Origin of the sequence: Leucobacter sp. VD1 (assembly GCF_037150695.1) — a bacterium.
In the GTDB taxonomy this organism is placed as follows: Bacteria; Actinomycetota; Actinomycetes; order Actinomycetales; family Microbacteriaceae; genus Leucobacter.
The window spans coordinates 616,970-633,118 of sequence record NZ_JBBCPO010000002.1 but is presented as its reverse complement, the minus strand read 5'-3'; the positions used below and the strand labels follow the sequence as shown (position 1 = coordinate 633,118).

The following is a 16,149-nucleotide window of genomic DNA, read 5'->3' as shown; positions in this document are numbered from 1 at the left end:
ATCCTGTCGCTACAGAATCCTGCCCCATACCTCTGACATTCTCAGGGGAACAGCGATCCGCCCCCACACACGCAAGCAGCGCACTCCCCCACCGCGCTACGCGGCGGAGATGATCCGCCTATGCGCCGCGAAGTCGCGCAGCGAGGTATCCGTGCAGTTCAGCCAGCGGCACGCGCTCCTGCTGCATCGTGTCGCGCTCGCGCACCGTCACAGCGTTGTCGTCAAGCGAATCGAAGTCGACGGTCACGCAGAACGGAGTGCCGATCTCGTCTTGACGACGGTAGCGGCGGCCGATCGCGCCCGAATCGTCGAAGTCGACGTTCCAGTCGTCGCGCAAATCCTGCGCGAGCTCGCGCGCCAGCGGCGACAGCTTCTCGTTGCGGCTCAGCGGCAGCACAGCCACCTTCACCGGCGCAAGACGCGGATCGAGCGCCAGCAGGGTGCGCGTGTCAGTGCCGCCCTTCGCGTTCGGCACTTCCTCCTCGCGGTACGCATCGACGAGGAACGCCATCAGCGAGCGCGTCAGGCCGGCCGCAGGCTCGATCACATACGGCGTGTAGCGCTCGTTCTTGGTCTGGTCGAAGAAGTTGAGATCTTTGCCGGAGTGCTTCGAGTGCGTCGACAGGTCGAAATCGGTGCGGTTCGCGATGCCCTCCAGCTCGCCCCACTCGCTGCCCTGGAAGCCGAAGCGATACTCGATGTCGGCCGTGCGCTTCGAGTAGTGCGACAGCTTCTCCTTCGGGTGCTCGTAAAAGCGCAGGTTCTCGGGGTCGATGCCGAGGTCGGTGTACCAGCTCATGCGCTCGTTCATCCAGTATTCCTGCCACTGCTCGTCAGTGCCGGGCTCGACGAAGAACTCCATCTCCATCTGCTCGAACTCACGGGTGCGGAAGATGAAGTTGCCGGGGGTGATCTCGTTGCGGAAGCTCTTACCGATCTGGCCGATGCCGAACGGAGGCTTCATACGCGCCGCCTGCAGCACGTTCGCGAAGTTCACGAAGATGCCCTGAGCGGTCTCGGGGCGCAGGTAGTGCAGACCCGACTCGTCGTCGACAGGACCGAGGAAGGTCTTGAGCAGGCCCGAGAACGCGCGCGGCTCGGTCCACTGGCCACGGGTGCCGCAGTTGGTGCAGACGATCTCGGCGAGCCCACCCTCGGGGGCGCGGCCCTTCTTCTCCTCAAACGCCTCAATGAGGTGATCTTCGCGCTGACGCTTGTGGCAGCTCAGGCACTCCACCAGCGGGTCGCTGAACACCTCAACGTGACCCGAGGCCTCCCACACCTGCTTCGGCAAGATCACGCTGGAGTCGATGCCGACCACGTCGTCGCGCTTCTGCACCATGGTCTTCCACCACTGGCGCTTGATGTTCTCCTTCAGCGCGGTGCCGAGGGGGCCGTAATCCCAGGCCGAACGCGAACCGCCGTAAATCTCACCCGCTTGGAACACGAAGCCGCGGTGGCGGGCGAGGGCGATGACCTTATCGAGGCGGGACTGTTCAGCCATGTTCTCTTTCACTCCAAGGGGCAAGCGGGGATCTTGGGCAACGACGAGCTCAGGGCTCGGCGCATCAGACCATCCTACGCCCTCGGGTGCGCCTCGGCCCCGTCAACAAGCCCTGTCAAACATGGCGGATCGCGCGCGCAGCGAGCACCCGGCCACTACCGCCTGTGCTCGATATGCGCGGCAAGCACGGCCCGCACCGCATTCACCCCCGCAACACGCGCGGATCGGTCTGCGATGCCGCCGCAAACGGCCCCCGCAGCAGACCCTCCCACCGCTGCCCCGGCAGCTCAGGATGCAGCGCAGCGGTTCCCGTGCCGAACTTGCAGAAGCGCTGCGGGCGGTGGCCCGCCCGCCACAGCTCCCTGTCAAGCGGGGTCGCCCCCGCCACCGACTTCGACTCGATCACCACCTGGCCAGGCAACGACAGACACCGCCCGTCAGCGTCGATCCAGGCCAGACCGCTGTCAAGCGTGGCGCGGCTGCCATCGGCGAGCAGCAGCGTGGCGCGCCGGTAACGGGTGGTCATCGCCGGGCGCAACAGCGCTTCGAGATCCGGATCAAACCCCATGCCCGCCAACGACTCCGCAGCATAGGCGCGCCCCTCATCGGTCAAGCGACCCAAATGGTGCGCGGCATATGGAATGCGATCTTTCACCGCCGCGCCTCCCCCGCCGCACGCCCGCATCTCCAAGAACGCGGTGCGCGTACCCGCATACACGCGCGTGCGCAACCTGAAACCGCGTCGGCGAGACTGCGCTGCCAAGCGATAGCTCAGCCGATCAGGAGTGTCGAAATAGACCGAGGCGTACTCCGAGCCGCGCACACCATCCAAGTCGAGTGCCCGCGTCCTCGCATCAAGGCGGCGGATCACCTCCACCGCATCGGCCATCGGCAACAGGTACTTGCGGTCGACCCGCGTCGACCCGTCAACAGCGGCAGCGAGTTCACCAAGCGTCACCCCGGTAAAGCGCTCGATGGAGCGCTCAATGGCGGTCATCGCGCGGCCCTCCGCGCGACCGGCACCACACCAGCAATGAGGGTGAGGCTGAGACCGGGCATACCGAACTCCAATCGTCGAACGGAGTCGGCCATGGGGCATATGCCGACCTGATCCCATTCCAACGAATCGAGTGATGCGAATGCTATGCGATTGCTGAATAAACAATCAGAATGCGCCAAGGAGGCGAGCGCGCGACGTACCGCGATCCACTCACCCCCGCAATCAGCTGAGATCGATGAGGTTCTCCGGCGACTCCCCCGCCCGCAACCGCGCAATCTGACGTTTCAGCAGCGCCGCCATCCGCGGCATCATCGCACTCGAATCACCACCGACATGGGGAGTGATGAGCGTATTCGGACACTCCCACAGTGGATGCCCCTCAGGCAGCGGCTCAGGATCGGTGACGTCGAGCGCCGCGCGCAGACGCCCCGATCGCAGCTCGGCGACGAGCGCATCTGTGTCAACGACAGGGCCGCGGGCCACGTTCACGAGCAGCGCGCCGTCGGGCATCGCAGCGAGCGCAGCTGCGTCGATGAGCCCCCGCGTCTCCTCGGTGAGGGGAACCGCGAGAATGACGATCTCGGCCTCCGCAAGACGCTCATGCAACTCCGAGAAGCCATGCACCGCAACGGCGTCACCGGCAAGATTGCGCTGCTCGCGAGCCGAACGCGCAAGCCGCTCAAGGCGCACCTCGAAGCCCGTGAGTCGCGCTTCAACAGCCTGCGCCACACCCCCGTACCCCACCAGCAGCACCCGGCGATCCGCGAGACTCGGGAAGCTCCGCAACTCCCACCGCCCCGCATCGCCCGCGCGCACGAAATCGGGAAGACCCCGCTGCGCAGCAAGAGTGAGCGCCAAAGCCAACTCCGCGGTGGAAGCCTCATGCACTGTCGTCGCGTTCGCAAACGGCAGCCCACTGGGCAGATGCTTCGCCACGCCGTTGAACCCGATCGACTGCCACTGCACCAGCCGCACCTCAACCCCCGCGAGCGCAGACAGGCGCCGCGCACCACCCCAATACGGCGGCACCACAATGTCGAAGAACGAGCGCGGGGCCGGAGTGTCAAGATCCCACTCCACGAACTCGACCCCGGGCAACTCGCCCAGAACGTCGCGCAGCGGCTCTTCAGCGGGCAGGGAGACGACGAGGTCAGACATACGATCGAGTGTAGTGTCGACGCGTTCCGCCGCGGGAGCCCCCGGCTTTCCGAAGCTCGCTGCAGCGCTGCGCCGCACTTGGCTGTACGGTAATAGATATGGACACCTCGTATTTTGAGCGGCTCCCCGAGAGCATTCAGAAGCTCGTCGTTGACGGCTTGGACGCCGAAGTGCAGGCCGGGCTTGAAAAGCTCGACGAGGCCAAGAAGTCGGGATCGCTCGGCACCGAGCAGCAGACCGCCATCGAAGGCGACATTCGCCGGGCCGCCGAACTGCGCAACCGCTTCGCCCCCGCCTGAGCCGCACCCCCGCAAGAACCACTAGCCCGAACTGCTCGGGGGACGAGCCTCGGGTTTAGCGGAGCCACGGGCAGTCTGCGCGCCAAGGGAGCAGTGTGACGGCGGATCGCGATCCGCCATCGCACACAACGTCAGCCGGCCGTGAGCAGCCCGCTTCCCTTTCGCACCCGCTTCTGCTGATACATGCGAGCATCGGCGGCGGCGATCGCGTCAGCCATCGGCACCCGGCCAGGCTCAGCCACCGCAAGTCCCACCGAAGCCTCAACCTCAGCGGCGGCGAGCGCAGCCACGATCGCAGACAAACGCGCCTCGAACTGCGCCTGGGTGACACCGTTCGCCAACACCATGAACTCGTCGCCACCGCAACGGGCAACGTGGCTGCCAGCAGCGCACGCACCCGCCAGCGCCTGCGCAGCCCGAACAATCAGAGCATCCCCGGCAGCGTGCCCATGCGCATCATTGATGCGTTTCAACCCGTCAAGGTCGATCACCGCAACAGCCACAGGATCACCGAACGCATCCAGGCGCTCCTGCGCGTCAGCAACGACCCGCTCCCAGCCACGCCGGTTCAACACACCCGTCAATGGGTCGGTCTGCGCGAGCGTCTCAGTGAACTCGAGCCGCCTACGCTCACGGTCAACCCGACGCGAGAGCGCGAGCTGCGAAGTCAACAGCTCGCTGAGCAGGAACACCAGGCTTTCATCAACGCCCTCATCGTCGCTGAGAGGTGCGGGCCGCACACCGCAGAGCACCCCGAAAATGCCCTCGCGGTCATCCCCAATCGGGTAGCCAGCATAGGCGCCGACCGTGTCTGAGGCGGCCAGATCCGAGTAGTCGGGGTCATTGCGAGAGTTGCGCACTACATGCTTCGCGCCTGCCGACATGCGACTGCAGAACGACTCCGTCCACGCAACCCGGTCACCCACCTCGAGCAGACGATCATGGTGCACATGCAAGTGGATCTGCTCGCCCCCGGCAACACGCGACACCGACCAATCGGTGAGCGGCGTGTGCGCATTGAGGTAGGCAACAACACGCTCCGCAGACTCAGTGAATGATCGGGCACCGCTCATGCCCCGCGCACCGGGTGATTGCATATCGCTAATGTAGCCCACCGCCCCGCGCCCGCGCATCCGGGGCAAGATCGAGGCTGGTGTTCTGCGTGCGACGCAAACAGCGAGCAGGAAGGACTCTACTTAGTCGTAGTAGTGCACAGTGCTGCGGATCTGATCCGCGAACCGATAGATCTCATCCAAAGACTCGATCGGATGCCTGGTCTCATTCTTATCCGCGTCGAACAACCCGAGATACTTCTGCGAAGCGTTGAACCACAGTCTTGCGAGTGGCCGCCGATTGTTATCGTCAAGCAGCACCCCGCAGTAAGTCTTCGTGTCTCTCTGGGAGATACGAGCGGGAGGCACTTCGCTGCAGGCGATGGCTCTCACGATCTGGAATGCTTCTATCTCTTCCAGAGTCGTCTCAATACCCTTGTTCTTGTCGGCGCTCTCAAGAGACGCTTCAGCAACGTGCTCGCTAGCCTCGGCAGAGGAGACAGACGTACTGTCAGGGAGAACCGCTTGACCCCCTAGCGCAGCCTTCAAACGGTCGTTCACACGATCGTTCAAGAACTGCTTGCCGGCCTTCTCCACCAACCCAGAGAACTGCTCACGCACCTTTTGCGTAAACGCGCCTTCATACACTCGCGTAGTCAGGAACTTGACCCAATCAGTGTCGGGAGAGGTGAACTGTACAGCGAGCACCCGCTTGAGTTCTCCGACATACTTCAGTTCTTCTGCGGCGCTAATGATCGAGTCAAGGTCGAATGCGTCTTTGGTGAGTTTACGAAGCTCTGGCACCAACGCAGAGTCAAGGTCAGAGAGCTGCACTACAAGGAATGGCTTCTCGTCCATCTTGTTGGGTGCGTCCAGATCGGTGAAAAACTGATACTCGTCGCCATTCGTAAGGACCGCAATACGCGCATTTGCAACGGCAAAGTAACGGAACAGCTGCGAAGCATGCTTGATATTCAAGGGGGCACCAATGTGCTTGCATTCGATGAGAATCTGTACTTCGTCATCTTTGACAATGGCGTAGTCGATCTTCTCGCCCTTCTTGGTTCCCACATCAGCAGTGAACTCCGGGACGACCTCATTCGGGTTGAAGACGTCATAACCCAGAACGAGAGAGATAAAGGGCATGACGAAAGCGTTCTTCGTAGCCTCCTCGGTCTCAATCGTAGATCGCTGCTGGGCAATCTTGGTCGCGAGACTGGAAAGCCGTTCTGCGATATCCACCGACATTAAAGCTCCTGTAGTCGAAGTGTCTTTGCCCGATCTTATCTCTTAAATTCTTTACCAAATGTTTTTCATAAGTACCGAGAAAATAGGAACTATGTAACAAGTGCTTCTACCTAAATTTAGGCATTGGGCTGCGATCACCACTAGCAGCCATTCTTAACTGTCAATATCTTTAGTGCCATCCATGCTTTTGGCATGATCAATACCGACGCCTGTAGGGTGGCGACGTGCGCATGATCTACCTGGACGAATCCGGACGCGGCAACAAGTTCTACTTCTTCGGAGCGTTGATCGCTGACGCGCCCGCCATCCAAGACATCGAGCGAGGCTTCAATGAGATTGCAGGCCTCATTGCGGCGAATGTCGCGGGCTTTGACCCACGAACCGAGTTCCATGCAGTCGACATGTTTCAAGGCACCTAAGAATGGAAACAAGTACCGATCGCATGGCGGGTGAAAGCGTGCGACCTGGCAGCGAAGGTTCTGGCGCGCTCCTCTGCTCGATTCATCTTCCGCGGAGTCGACATTGAGGGCTTGGAGCGTAGGTATGCGAACCCTCATCCACCGCACCTCCTCGCCTTGGCCCAGGTGCTCGAGCAAGCTGACACCTTCCTCGGCAACGAGGGAAGCGCACTCCCAATCGGTCTCGCACATGCCGACGAGCACCACTCCGCGCACAGCGCCCGGAGAAGCCTTCGGGACTTCAAAATCGCACGCGTGCCCGGTTACACCACCCGTCAGCTGCACCGCATAGCCGACACCATCTACTTCGGCCCTTCGCACGAAAGCCGGCTGCTGCAGGCCGCAGACGTCGCCACCTACTTCATCAACCGAGCCAGAACAATCACGGAGCAGGATCCGCGTTCTTCGAAAGCCGTGGCCAAGATCGTCAAGAACATTCGCTCCATCACTGCCCATGAATGGGTTTGGAGCCCCCGATAATCTCCAGAAAGACACAACGCCCCGACTGAAGTCGGAGCGTTGGCTGATGCGGGAGGCTTTCGCGTCCTGCAAAATAAACATATCACGGAGGACCAGCCACCACGAGGTCTGTGCTCTCGAAGAAAACAGCTGAGCCCCTGATGGACGATCCACTTTCTCGTCCGACAACACAAAAGCCCGGTCAGAATTCACTTCTGACCGGGCTTTTTGCTGGTGGCGGATGAGGGATTCGAACCCCCGTAGGCAGTGCCAGCTGATTTACAGTCAGCCCCCTTTGGCCGCTCGGGTAATCCGCCGTCGGCCGCGCAAGCACGACCAAGAGACCACTTTAGCGCCTCCCTCCCGCGAACGGAAATCGGCGGGTGCCGTGAGGGCGTGGCAGGATCGGAGCATGACCACTCTCCCTGAAGAACTCACCCTGGTCACCGCCGACAGCGTCGACGACATCCCCACACGCATCTTCTACCGCATCGCCCAGCTTCGGCAGGAGGTCTTCGTGGTGGAGCAGGAGTGCGTCTACCTCGACCTCGACGGGCGCGACCTCGAAGCGGGCGCGAAGCAGCTGTGGGCGCAGACCGCTGACGGTGAGATCGCCGCGACGGTGCGCGTGCTCGACGAGAGCGCGCAGGAGGCGAATCTCATGAGCATCGGTCGCGTCGTCACCGCCCCCGCCTGGCGCGGCCGAGGCGTCGCCGCCGCGCTGCTGCGGGCCGCGATCGCGGGGTGCGCGGGGCGTCCGATCCTGATTCACGCCCAATCTCATCTCGCCGGCTGGTATAGCGGCTTCGGGTTCACCGCGTGCGGCGATGAGTTTCTCGAAGACGGCATCCCCCACACCCCGATGCGTCTGGGCTAATACCCGCACCACGATCCTTCACACATCGCCAGACCGTGGCCGCGACAAGGCGAGGCTAACCTCCGGCAAGCCAGAGGCCCAACTCAGCTCAGCTCAGCACACCGCGTTAATCCTCGATGAGCTCGTCGAGCCCGGGCACCTCGGTCGCCAGACCGTGCCGGTTCGCTCGCGCCGACACCGCTTGCTCGCGCAGCAACGTGAGCAGTTCGACAGGGCCCGCCATGGTGACCGGCTGCGCCCAGAGCGCCACGCGATCCAACCCGCCCAGCCACTCGGCGGTGCGCACCGCGTCGCCGCCGATGAGCCTCACCCTGTCGGCCGCCACACCGTCGGCGCTGACGGGGCCGGAAACCGCCAGGCGCTCGACCCAGTCATCGTCGCGTTCGAGCGACACTTCAACGCCCTGCCGCTCGAGAAACGCGGTGACCGCAGTCGGCAGCAGCTCACCGGTCGACACCGACACTGGCGCGCGCACGAGCAGGGCTGCCGCGAGCACGCGCACCAGCGATGCGATGCTGCCTCCCTCGGCGAGTCGCAGCTGTGTGATGACGGGCAGATAGCGGATCACATTGCGTTCGACGCCCAGACCGATGGTGTCGCGTCTCAGCCCGAAGGAGGTGCGCCAGGCGAGCGCGTCGGCGAGCGCCGCTCGCCGCACCTCATCGAACTCCTCGTAGTGCAGCACCGTCTGCGCCGCCTCGATGAGCAGGCGCACTTCGGGTTCGAGCCCGCGCAGATGCAGTGTCTCGCTGCGTGTGCCCTCTCGCAGCTGCCAGGCACCGAGCGGCAGCAGGCGGTTGGGGCCGCCGCTGAGCGCGGGCAGGCCCATTGCTGCGTCGTTCCAGGCGCCGCCGGGGTGCCGTTCAATACGCGCCGCCGTGGTGGGGCGGTTGATCGCCAAGAATGCTGCCTCGACCCCTGCGAGCCAGTTGAGAATCTCATCTGTGTCGTTCGATTGCAGGCCCGCCGCGACGCCGCTGCCCGCCGCGTTCTGCAGGCGCAGCGCCTCATCAAGGGTGTGGGCGTGCGCGATGCCCAGCACCGGCACACCGCGGGCGTCGTTCCAGAACGATGACGACGCAGAAACGCCGAGACGCACTCCGGGGCTCCACAGTCGCCCCTCGGCGTCGAGCCTACGCGGCTCGACAAGCCATGATTCGCCACGCCCGAGTTCGGTGAGGGCTCGGAGCGCCGCCTCACCGGGGGCCGTAGCGAGCGGCCCTACGTCGAAGCTGAGCGGATCCGCCTCCTCAGGCTTCGCGGTGTCGCCGACCCGAAGGGCGCGCACCGCGTCGGCGAGGCCGTCGCGGAAGCGACGCGAGCGCCCCACACTGCCGAGCAGAATCGCCACCTGGGCGGTGCGCGGGTGGGCTCCCGCCGCAGAGAAGGCCGAAGCAACGAGGTCAACGATCGCTCGGTCGATTTCGGCCGATGGCGCCACGAGCACAGTGCCTCGCGCATGGAATCGGCCCTCGATCTGCAGATCGGGTCTGCGGCGGGCGATCTCGCGCGCTGTGGCGCGGTCGCCGAGCACAATCGCCCTGTCGATGCCGGCGTGGGAAATTCGCTCGAAGAGCTGCAGGGGCTCGCCCGCTGATTCGATCACTACTGCGCCAGGGGTGATGCCGCCGACCTCCCATTCTTCGCGCAGCGCCTCGGCTGAACGCATGAACCGCTCGGGCACCGCCCACAGCACGCCGTTGCCCGCGCCGAGCGCGGCGAGCACCGACTCTGCCTGTTGTGAGAGCGGTGTGGTCGCGTCGGCGACGACGAGCACCAGGCCTTCCGAGACGAATGTGGCTCCGCGAACCGCCGCCAACCCTTCTGCGAGCTGACCACAGTAGCGGGCGGCATCGACGATGTCGCCCACTTCGGCGTCGAGCTCTGCTGCGGGCGCCCCGGTGTCGGCGGCGAGCGTCTGCAGCAGGCGGTCGCGCGCGGCGACCACGGCAAGCGCGGCCCGCCGCAGCCGCGACGCTCGCGCCCGCGGGGCTTGGCCGCTCCACCGCTGGCCGGCATCACGTGCCGCGCGCAGCAGCTGCTCGGCGGTATCGGGGGTGGCGGGGGTGGCGGGGGCGTCCGCAGCCCCGGGCTGCGCATCGGCCGTGGTGTCATCTGCGAGGTCGGTGCCGCGCGCGTCGGCAAGGGCATCATCAGACTGCGCACTTTCAAGCTGCGCGCTGTCAGCCGCGCGGGCGAGCAGTGCTCGCACCCAGTCGCGGTTGCCTGCGAGGCTTGCATCGGTGGCTGGTTCGCCCGCGAAGCCAGATTCCGAGACCACCGGGATCGGGCACGGCGGGGCCAACGGTTCGAGACGCACTTCACCCGTTGAACCTCGGGTGAGGCCGAGCACGGCGGCGGTGAGGCCGCCGGTGTCGAAGCGCGCTGGTTCGTCGGGTGCCCGGTAGAACAGGGCGCTGTCGCGCTCGCTGGGATCCCATTCGCGGGCGCGCAGCTGGGTGCGGTGCGATGCGGGGGGCGGATCAGCGGCGAGTGCGGCAGCCGCCCGGAACGCCGCCTGTTCCGCCTCAGCCCCCTCCGCCTCGACCAGCGCGTCGAAGCGGGCGATCACCGACTCGGGATCCGCCGCTTCGGCCGCGAAGCCCACGAGCAGATCGACAGCACCCGAGAACTCTCGTGGCGCGACGACGGGCAGCGAGACGCGCACCTCGGGGGCCGCGTCTGCGATCACCTGCGCGAGACCGGGGGCAATGCCGCTGCGTAGCTGCAGGGAGAACAACTCCTGCGCACCCAGCTGCTCGGCCAGGGCTACGGTGCCGCTCAGCACGAAGAGGTCTTCAGAGGCGATGATGGGGCGCAGCACGGCGGCCCGAGCCGGGTGCAGCGCCAACTCGATCAGGCGCAACAGCTGCGCTGTGACCTGCTCGCGCTCCTCGAGCACGGGCACCGGCAGCCCGCTCTCAATAGAGGCGATGCGCTCGGCGCTCGCCACCCCGGAAACCCCGATCACGGCTTCAACTGCTGCCCCGCCATCGGCCGCGCGCTGCTGCGCCCAGCGGCTGATGCGGTCGTAGTGCTCACGCGCTTCGGGCAGCTCGGCCATGATGCGCACCCCCAGCCGCACCCGGTCGAGCGCTGCATCGGCGAGGGCGCGCACCACAATCTCGGGCAGCAGGCGCGCCCAGCGCACGCTACGGGGTTCGAGGTGCACAGTGGTGCCGTGCTCGGCGGCCGCGTCGAGCACCGGGCGCAAGGCGCGCACCGCGCGCAGCACGTCGTCTTCGGCAGACCAGTCACTGCCGCCGGGTGCGATGCGGGCGGGATCGACCACGAGGTGCCCCACTGCGGGCAGCGCGCAGAGCGCCACTAGCCTGGCCACCTCGGCCTCGGCACCGGCAGGCCCGTGCACGGCCTCGCCGAGCGGCACGACCACGGGCACCATGTCGGCTTCGGCCACACGCCGCAGCGCCTCGGTAAGGCGACTCATGCGCGCCGGGCCTGCGAGCCTGCCGCTGCTCGGCAACTTCGCGGCGAGCACCAGATCGGCAACTCTGTCGCGCAGGCGCCGTCGCGCCATCGGCAGCACGGCCCAGGGCAGGCCCAGCGACGTGGCACCCCCGGCACGCACTGCCAGGCGGTCGCGTGTCGGCAACGACGGGGGCACCTCCTGTGAGACTTCTCGCAGCCCAGCAGCAGACGCGAACACGTCTTCGGTGCTTGCCAGCAGTTCGAGCAGGCGCCGAGTGAACTCGAAGCTCTCGGGGTCTTGTCGCATCGCCCGCAAGAAGCCCGGCTGCGCATCGCCGTCGCGAGCACTCAGCGCTGCGAGCCACCCCGCGGCGCGAGCCTCAGCCTGATCGGCGATCGCCTCCCACGTCGTGTCGCGACCGAACATCTCTGCTGCCATGTGCCCACTGTAGAGGTCACCTCCGACAAAATCGGGAGCGCACGCGGGCACCGCTCAAGCCCCTGCACACGGGTATCGTCCATGCCCGCAAGCAGTCCCCGCCTCCGCGCCCGATCCGCGCCAATCGCGTGCATCGAGGTAACGCGTGTGGTCGTTATCGCGCCGGATAACGACCACACGCGTTACCTCGTCGCCACCGACAGCAGGGAGGAAGCGAGGAACGGAGGCAGGGCGAGAGCCCCTACGAGAGCAGCGCGCGGTCGTCGAGCTGGGCGCCCTTGATCTTGCCGAACTCCTCGAGCAGGCGCGGCACCGTGAGCGTGCGCTTCTCTTCTGCAGAGGCCGAGAACACGATCCGCCCCTCGTGCATCATGATGAGGCGATTGCCGAGATTCAGCGCCTGCTCCATGTTGTGCGTCACCATCAAAGTAGTCAACCCACCCTGCGACACGATGCGCCCGGTGAGTTCGGTCACGAGCGCGGCCCGCTGCGGATCGAGCGCGGCCGTGTGCTCGTCGAGCAGCAGGATGCTCGGATGTGTGAACCCGGCCATGAGCAGTGACAGCGCCTGCCGCTGACCACCCGAGAGCAGGCCGACCTTCGCGGTGAGCCGGTTCTCAAGGCCGAGTTCGAGCGACCGCAGATCTTCGCGAAAACGTTCGCGCAGCGAGCGGGTGAGCGCAAGACCCAAGCCGCGCCGTTTGCCGCGCCGCACCGCGAGCGCGAGGTTCTGCTCGATGGTGAGATCAGGAGCGGTGCCCGCCATCGGATCCTGGAACACGCGGCCCACATACGCGGCCCGCTGATGCTCCTTGAGCTTGTTCACGCGGCGACCGTCGATCTCGATGCTGCCACTATCCACGGTGTAGCGGCCGGAGATCGCGTTGAGCAGCGTCGATTTGCCGGCACCGTTCGAACCGATCACGGTGACGAAGTCGCCCTCGTCGAGGTGCAGACTGAGCCCGGCGAGCGCGCGCCGCTCATTGACGGTGCCCGCGAAGAAGGTCTTCTCAATAGTGTCGATCTTGAGCATGCGACTACCTTCCGCTGGTCTCTGAGGGGGATGCACCGTTGGCGGGCGCGGCGGTCGCCGGTGCGGGATCCGCCCCGCTCACCGCAGCCTGCGCAGCCCTGTCGGCTTCGGTCTCGATCACCACCGAAGCCCCGCGGCGACGCAGGGCCGGTAGCTTGCGCAGGAAACCCCAGCGCGGCAGCAGCAACGCCACCACCACCAGGGCGGCCGTGATGAACTTCATGTCGTTGGGGTCGAGCCCGGCGCGCAGTGCGAAGAAAATAATGAGGCGGTAGAGCACGGCACCGAAGATTACGGCGAGGCTTGCCACCCAGATGAAGCGTTGTCCGAAAATCGCCTGGCCGATAATGACGGAGGCGAGACCCACGAGGATGAGACCGACACCCATACTGATGTCTGCGAAGCCCTGATACTGCGCCACGAGCGCACCGCAGAGCGCGACAAGACCGTTCGAAATCGCGAGGGTGAGGATCGTGGTGCGATCGGTGTTCACACCGAAGCTGCGGATCATCTGGCCGTTGTCGCCGGTCGCCTGGATCGCGAGGCCGAGGTTGGTCGACAGGAACCAGTCGACCACGAGCTTGAGCACCAGCACACCTGCCGCGATGATTGCGACGCCGCCCCAGCTGCCGAGCAGATCGCCCTCGCGCAGCGGAGTGAACAGCGTCTCGGCGCGCAGCATCGGCAGGTTGGCGGCACCTGTCGCGCCCTCTTTCGCCGTGCCCATGATGCGCAGATTGATCGACCACAGCGCGATCATGGTGAGAATGCCCGCCAGCAGGCCATCGATGCGGCCCTTCGTGTGCAGCAGGCCTGTCACGATGCCCGCGATCACTCCGGCACCGGCGCCGGCCGCCGTCGCGAGCACGGGGTTCTGTCCGAGCGTGATCAGCGCCGCCGCGACGGCTGCGCCGGTGGTGAAGCTGCCGTCGACGGTGAGGTCGGGGAAGTTCAGCACCCGGAAGGTGAGGTACACACCAAGCGCCATGACTCCGTAGATGAGTCCGAGTTCGAGCGCGCCGATCATGCGATGTTCCTTACTGTCGTACAGAGCCGCCGGCCGAGCCGTCGGGGCGGGATCCGAGAGAGGATCCCGGCCCCGTCGAGCTCAGCCGGCGGCGAATCTGCGGGTCTCGGCTACTCGCCGACGGTCTCAGCCTGGTCGAGGATGTCCTGCGGGATCTCGACGCCCATGCGCTTCGCAGCGCCCGGGTTGACGACGTAGGCGAGCTCGGTGGCGAACTCGACGGGCATGGTGGCAGGCTTCTCACCCTTCTGCAGGATGCGGATCGCCATCTCACCGGTCTGACGGCCGAGCTCGGTGTAGTCGATGCCGAGCGTGGCGATCGCGCCGCCCTCGACGGTGCCGGCCTCGGCGCCGATCACGGGGATCTGCTTCTCTTCAGCGACCTGCACGAGCGAGGAGATGCCACCCACGACAAGGTTGTCGGTGGGCACGTAGATGGCGTCGACGTCACCGAGGGCCTCGGTGGCCTGCGCGATGTCGTTGGCGGTGGTGACCGTCTTGGTGACGATCTCGAGGTCGAGACCGGCGGCAACCTTCTCAGCTGCGGCGACCTGCACCTCGGAGTTCACCTCGCCCGAGGCGTAGACGATGCCCACAGTGGTGGCGTCGGGCACGAGCTGCTTGATGAGCTCGAACTGCGCCTGCAGGGCATCCTCGGGCACGGCATCGCTGGTGCCGGTGACGTTGCCGCCCGGCTTCGCGTTGGAGTTGACGAGCTCGGCGGAGACCGCGTCGGTGACAGCGGTGAAGAGCACGGGCTTGTCGGTGATGGCCTGCGCTGCTGCCTGCGCGGCCGGGGTGGCGACGGCGAGCACGAGGTCGGTGTCGGAGGAGGCGAAGCCCTGAGCGATCGACACAGCGGTGGCCTGCTCGCCGTTGGCGTTCTGCAGATCGAACTCGACGGTTTCACCCTCGACGTAGCCGGCGTCGATGAAGGCCTGCTTGAAGCCTTCGGTGGCCGAGTCGAGTGCAGGGTGCTGCACGAGCTGGCTGATGCCGATCGAGACCTTCTCGATGGAGGCATCGGCGCTGTCGGTTGCTTCTGAGGAGCCTGAGCAGGCGCTGAGCGTGAGCGCGGCAGCAGCGGTGAGGCTGACTGCGGCGAGCGCACGGCGGAACGAGGTCTGACGCATGTGTTATCGATCCTTCGCAGGTCTACCCGCCGAGGCCAGTGCCTCGGCGAACTGAGAGATCGGCGCGAGTAAACGCCGATTCAAGCATCGTAGACTGCGGCGACCTTATTCGCGCAAACCGGCCGCGGTTTCGTGATCCACACGTTGTGTTGGGGTGACGCGATACGCCGCCTCGTTCTGCCAGAGGCGGCGTATCGCGACTCCCCGCGGGAGGGGCGGGCATGGGGCCCGCCCCGGTTCAGGCGAGCAGTGCTCTGTCGTCGAAGCTTGCGCCCTTGATCTTCGCGAACTCAGCGAGCAGCAGCGGCACGGTGAGGCGCTGCTTCTCCTCGGCCGAGGCCTGGAAGACGATGCGCCCCTCATGCATCATGATGAGGCGGTTGCCGAGCTTCAGCGCCTGCTCCATGTTGTGCGTCACCATGAGGGTTGTCAGACCGCCCTCGGCGACGATGCGCTCGGTGAGGTCGGTGACGAGCGCTGCCCGCTGCGGATCGAGCGCCGCGGTGTGCTCATCGAGCAGCAGGATCCGCGGCTTCGTGAAGCCCGACATGAGCAGGGACAGCGCCTGCCGCTGACCACCCGAGAGCAGGCCGACCTTCGCGGTGAGCCTGTTCTCGAGGCCGAGTTCGAGCGAGCGCAGCTCCTCGACGAACTGCTCGCGCCTGGCCTTCGTGATCCCAAGGCCGAGGCCACGGGTCTTTCCGCGCTGCAGCGCGAGCGACAGGTTCTGCTCGATCGTGAGGTCGGGCGCGGTGCCCGCCATCGGATCCTGGAACACGCGGCCCACGTAGCGTGCGCGCTGGTACTCCTTGAGCTTGTTGACCCGGCGGCCGTCGATCTCGATGGTTCCGGTGTCGACGGTGTATCGACCCGAGATTGCGTTGAGGAGGGTCGACTTGCCGGCGCCGTTCGAACCGATGACGGTGACGAAGTCTCCCTCGTCGAGCGTCAGGCTAAGTTCGACAAGCGCCTTGCGTTCGTTGATGGTGCCCGCGAAGAAGGTCTTCGAGATGCGATCGATGTTCAGCATGTG

The 16,149-nt window shown here is 65.6% G+C and carries 14 protein-coding genes and 1 tRNA gene; 4 read left to right on the top strand and 11 right to left on the bottom strand.

The genetic code is table 11. The features are described 5' to 3' along the window. Positions 1 to 118: 118 nt before the first annotated feature. The 3 genes from WFL22_RS08295 to WFL22_RS08285 all read right to left on the bottom strand — a co-directional run bounded on the left by WFL22_RS08295 (position 119) and on the right by WFL22_RS08285 (position 3,662). A complete protein-coding gene (locus WFL22_RS08295; protein ID WP_336652347.1) occupies positions 119 to 1,504 on the bottom strand; it encodes a glycine--tRNA ligase in 1,386 nt (461 codons plus the stop codon). Between the two features lie 202 nt (positions 1,505 to 1,706). After that, the gene (locus WFL22_RS08290; RefSeq protein ID WP_336992236.1) at positions 1,707 to 2,501 is read right to left on the bottom strand and encodes a polyphosphate polymerase domain-containing protein; all 795 of its coding nucleotides are present in this window, start codon (positions 2,499 to 2,501) and stop codon (positions 1,707 to 1,709) included. A 225-nt stretch (positions 2,502 to 2,726) separates the two neighbouring features. Continuing rightward, positions 2,727 to 3,662, bottom strand: coding sequence for a 2-hydroxyacid dehydrogenase (locus WFL22_RS08285; protein ID WP_336992234.1), 936 nt, complete (start codon positions 3,660 to 3,662; stop codon positions 2,727 to 2,729). Between the two features lie 98 nt (positions 3,663 to 3,760). On the opposite strand from WFL22_RS08285, the gene WFL22_RS08280 reads away from it, so the two are divergent. Continuing rightward, positions 3,761 to 3,961 (top strand): hypothetical protein, encoded by a 201-nt coding sequence (locus tag WFL22_RS08280; RefSeq protein ID WP_336992233.1) that lies wholly within the window; start codon positions 3,761 to 3,763, stop codon positions 3,959 to 3,961. A 131-nt stretch (positions 3,962 to 4,092) separates the two neighbouring features. Here the strand turns inward: WFL22_RS08280 and WFL22_RS08275 are convergent, their stop codons facing one another. Beyond that, positions 4,093 to 5,058, bottom strand: a complete 966-nt coding sequence (locus WFL22_RS08275; RefSeq protein WP_336652351.1) for a GGDEF domain-containing protein — start codon at positions 5,056 to 5,058, stop codon at positions 4,093 to 4,095. 99 nt (positions 5,059 to 5,157) lie between these two features. After that, positions 5,158 to 6,255 carry a type I restriction endonuclease gene (locus tag WFL22_RS08270; RefSeq protein ID WP_336992399.1) on the bottom strand — a complete coding sequence of 366 codons (1,098 nt, stop codon included), beginning with the start codon at positions 6,253 to 6,255 and terminating at the stop codon, positions 5,158 to 5,160. Between the two features lie 230 nt (positions 6,256 to 6,485). Between WFL22_RS08270 and WFL22_RS12440 the strand changes: the two genes are divergently transcribed. Both WFL22_RS12440 and WFL22_RS12435 read left to right on the top strand, forming a co-directional pair. Further along, positions 6,486 to 6,680, top strand: coding sequence for a hypothetical protein (locus tag WFL22_RS12440; protein ID WP_442918965.1), 195 nt, complete (start codon positions 6,486 to 6,488; stop codon positions 6,678 to 6,680). A 30-nt stretch (positions 6,681 to 6,710) separates the two neighbouring features. Next, a complete protein-coding gene (locus WFL22_RS12435) occupies positions 6,711 to 7,199 on the top strand; it encodes a DUF3800 domain-containing protein (RefSeq protein ID WP_442918964.1) in 489 nt (162 codons plus the stop codon). 211 nt (positions 7,200 to 7,410) lie between these two features. Here WFL22_RS12435 and WFL22_RS08260 read toward each other — a convergent pair. Then, positions 7,411 to 7,495: transfer RNA gene (locus tag WFL22_RS08260), tRNA-Tyr, on the bottom strand. 95 nt (positions 7,496 to 7,590) lie between these two features. Between WFL22_RS08260 and WFL22_RS08255 the strand changes: the two genes are divergently transcribed. Next, positions 7,591 to 8,055, top strand: coding sequence for a GNAT family N-acetyltransferase (locus WFL22_RS08255; protein ID WP_336652375.1), 465 nt, complete (start codon positions 7,591 to 7,593; stop codon positions 8,053 to 8,055). 106 nt (positions 8,056 to 8,161) lie between these two features. Here the strand turns inward: WFL22_RS08255 and WFL22_RS08250 are convergent, their stop codons facing one another. The 5 genes from WFL22_RS08250 to WFL22_RS08230 all read right to left on the bottom strand — a co-directional run bounded on the left by WFL22_RS08250 (position 8,162) and on the right by WFL22_RS08230 (position 16,146). Continuing rightward, positions 8,162 to 11,923, bottom strand: a complete 3,762-nt coding sequence (locus WFL22_RS08250) for a proline dehydrogenase family protein (RefSeq protein WP_336652376.1) — start codon at positions 11,921 to 11,923, stop codon at positions 8,162 to 8,164. A gap of 241 nt (positions 11,924 to 12,164) precedes the next feature. Beyond that, on the bottom strand, positions 12,165 to 12,956 hold the full coding sequence (locus WFL22_RS08245) for an ABC transporter ATP-binding protein (RefSeq protein ID WP_336652377.1): 792 nt from the start codon (positions 12,954 to 12,956) through the stop codon (positions 12,165 to 12,167). 4 nt (positions 12,957 to 12,960) lie between these two features. Beyond that, positions 12,961 to 13,983 (bottom strand): ABC transporter permease, encoded by a 1,023-nt coding sequence (locus tag WFL22_RS08240; protein ID WP_336652378.1) that lies wholly within the window; start codon positions 13,981 to 13,983, stop codon positions 12,961 to 12,963. Between the two features lie 110 nt (positions 13,984 to 14,093). After that, positions 14,094 to 15,116 (bottom strand): ABC transporter substrate-binding protein, encoded by a 1,023-nt coding sequence (locus tag WFL22_RS08235; RefSeq protein WP_336992228.1) that lies wholly within the window; start codon positions 15,114 to 15,116, stop codon positions 14,094 to 14,096. Positions 15,117 to 15,354: 238 nt separating this feature from the next. Further along, positions 15,355 to 16,146 (bottom strand): ABC transporter ATP-binding protein, encoded by a 792-nt coding sequence (locus WFL22_RS08230; RefSeq protein WP_336652380.1) that lies wholly within the window; start codon positions 16,144 to 16,146, stop codon positions 15,355 to 15,357. Positions 16,147 to 16,149 lie beyond the last annotated feature (3 nt).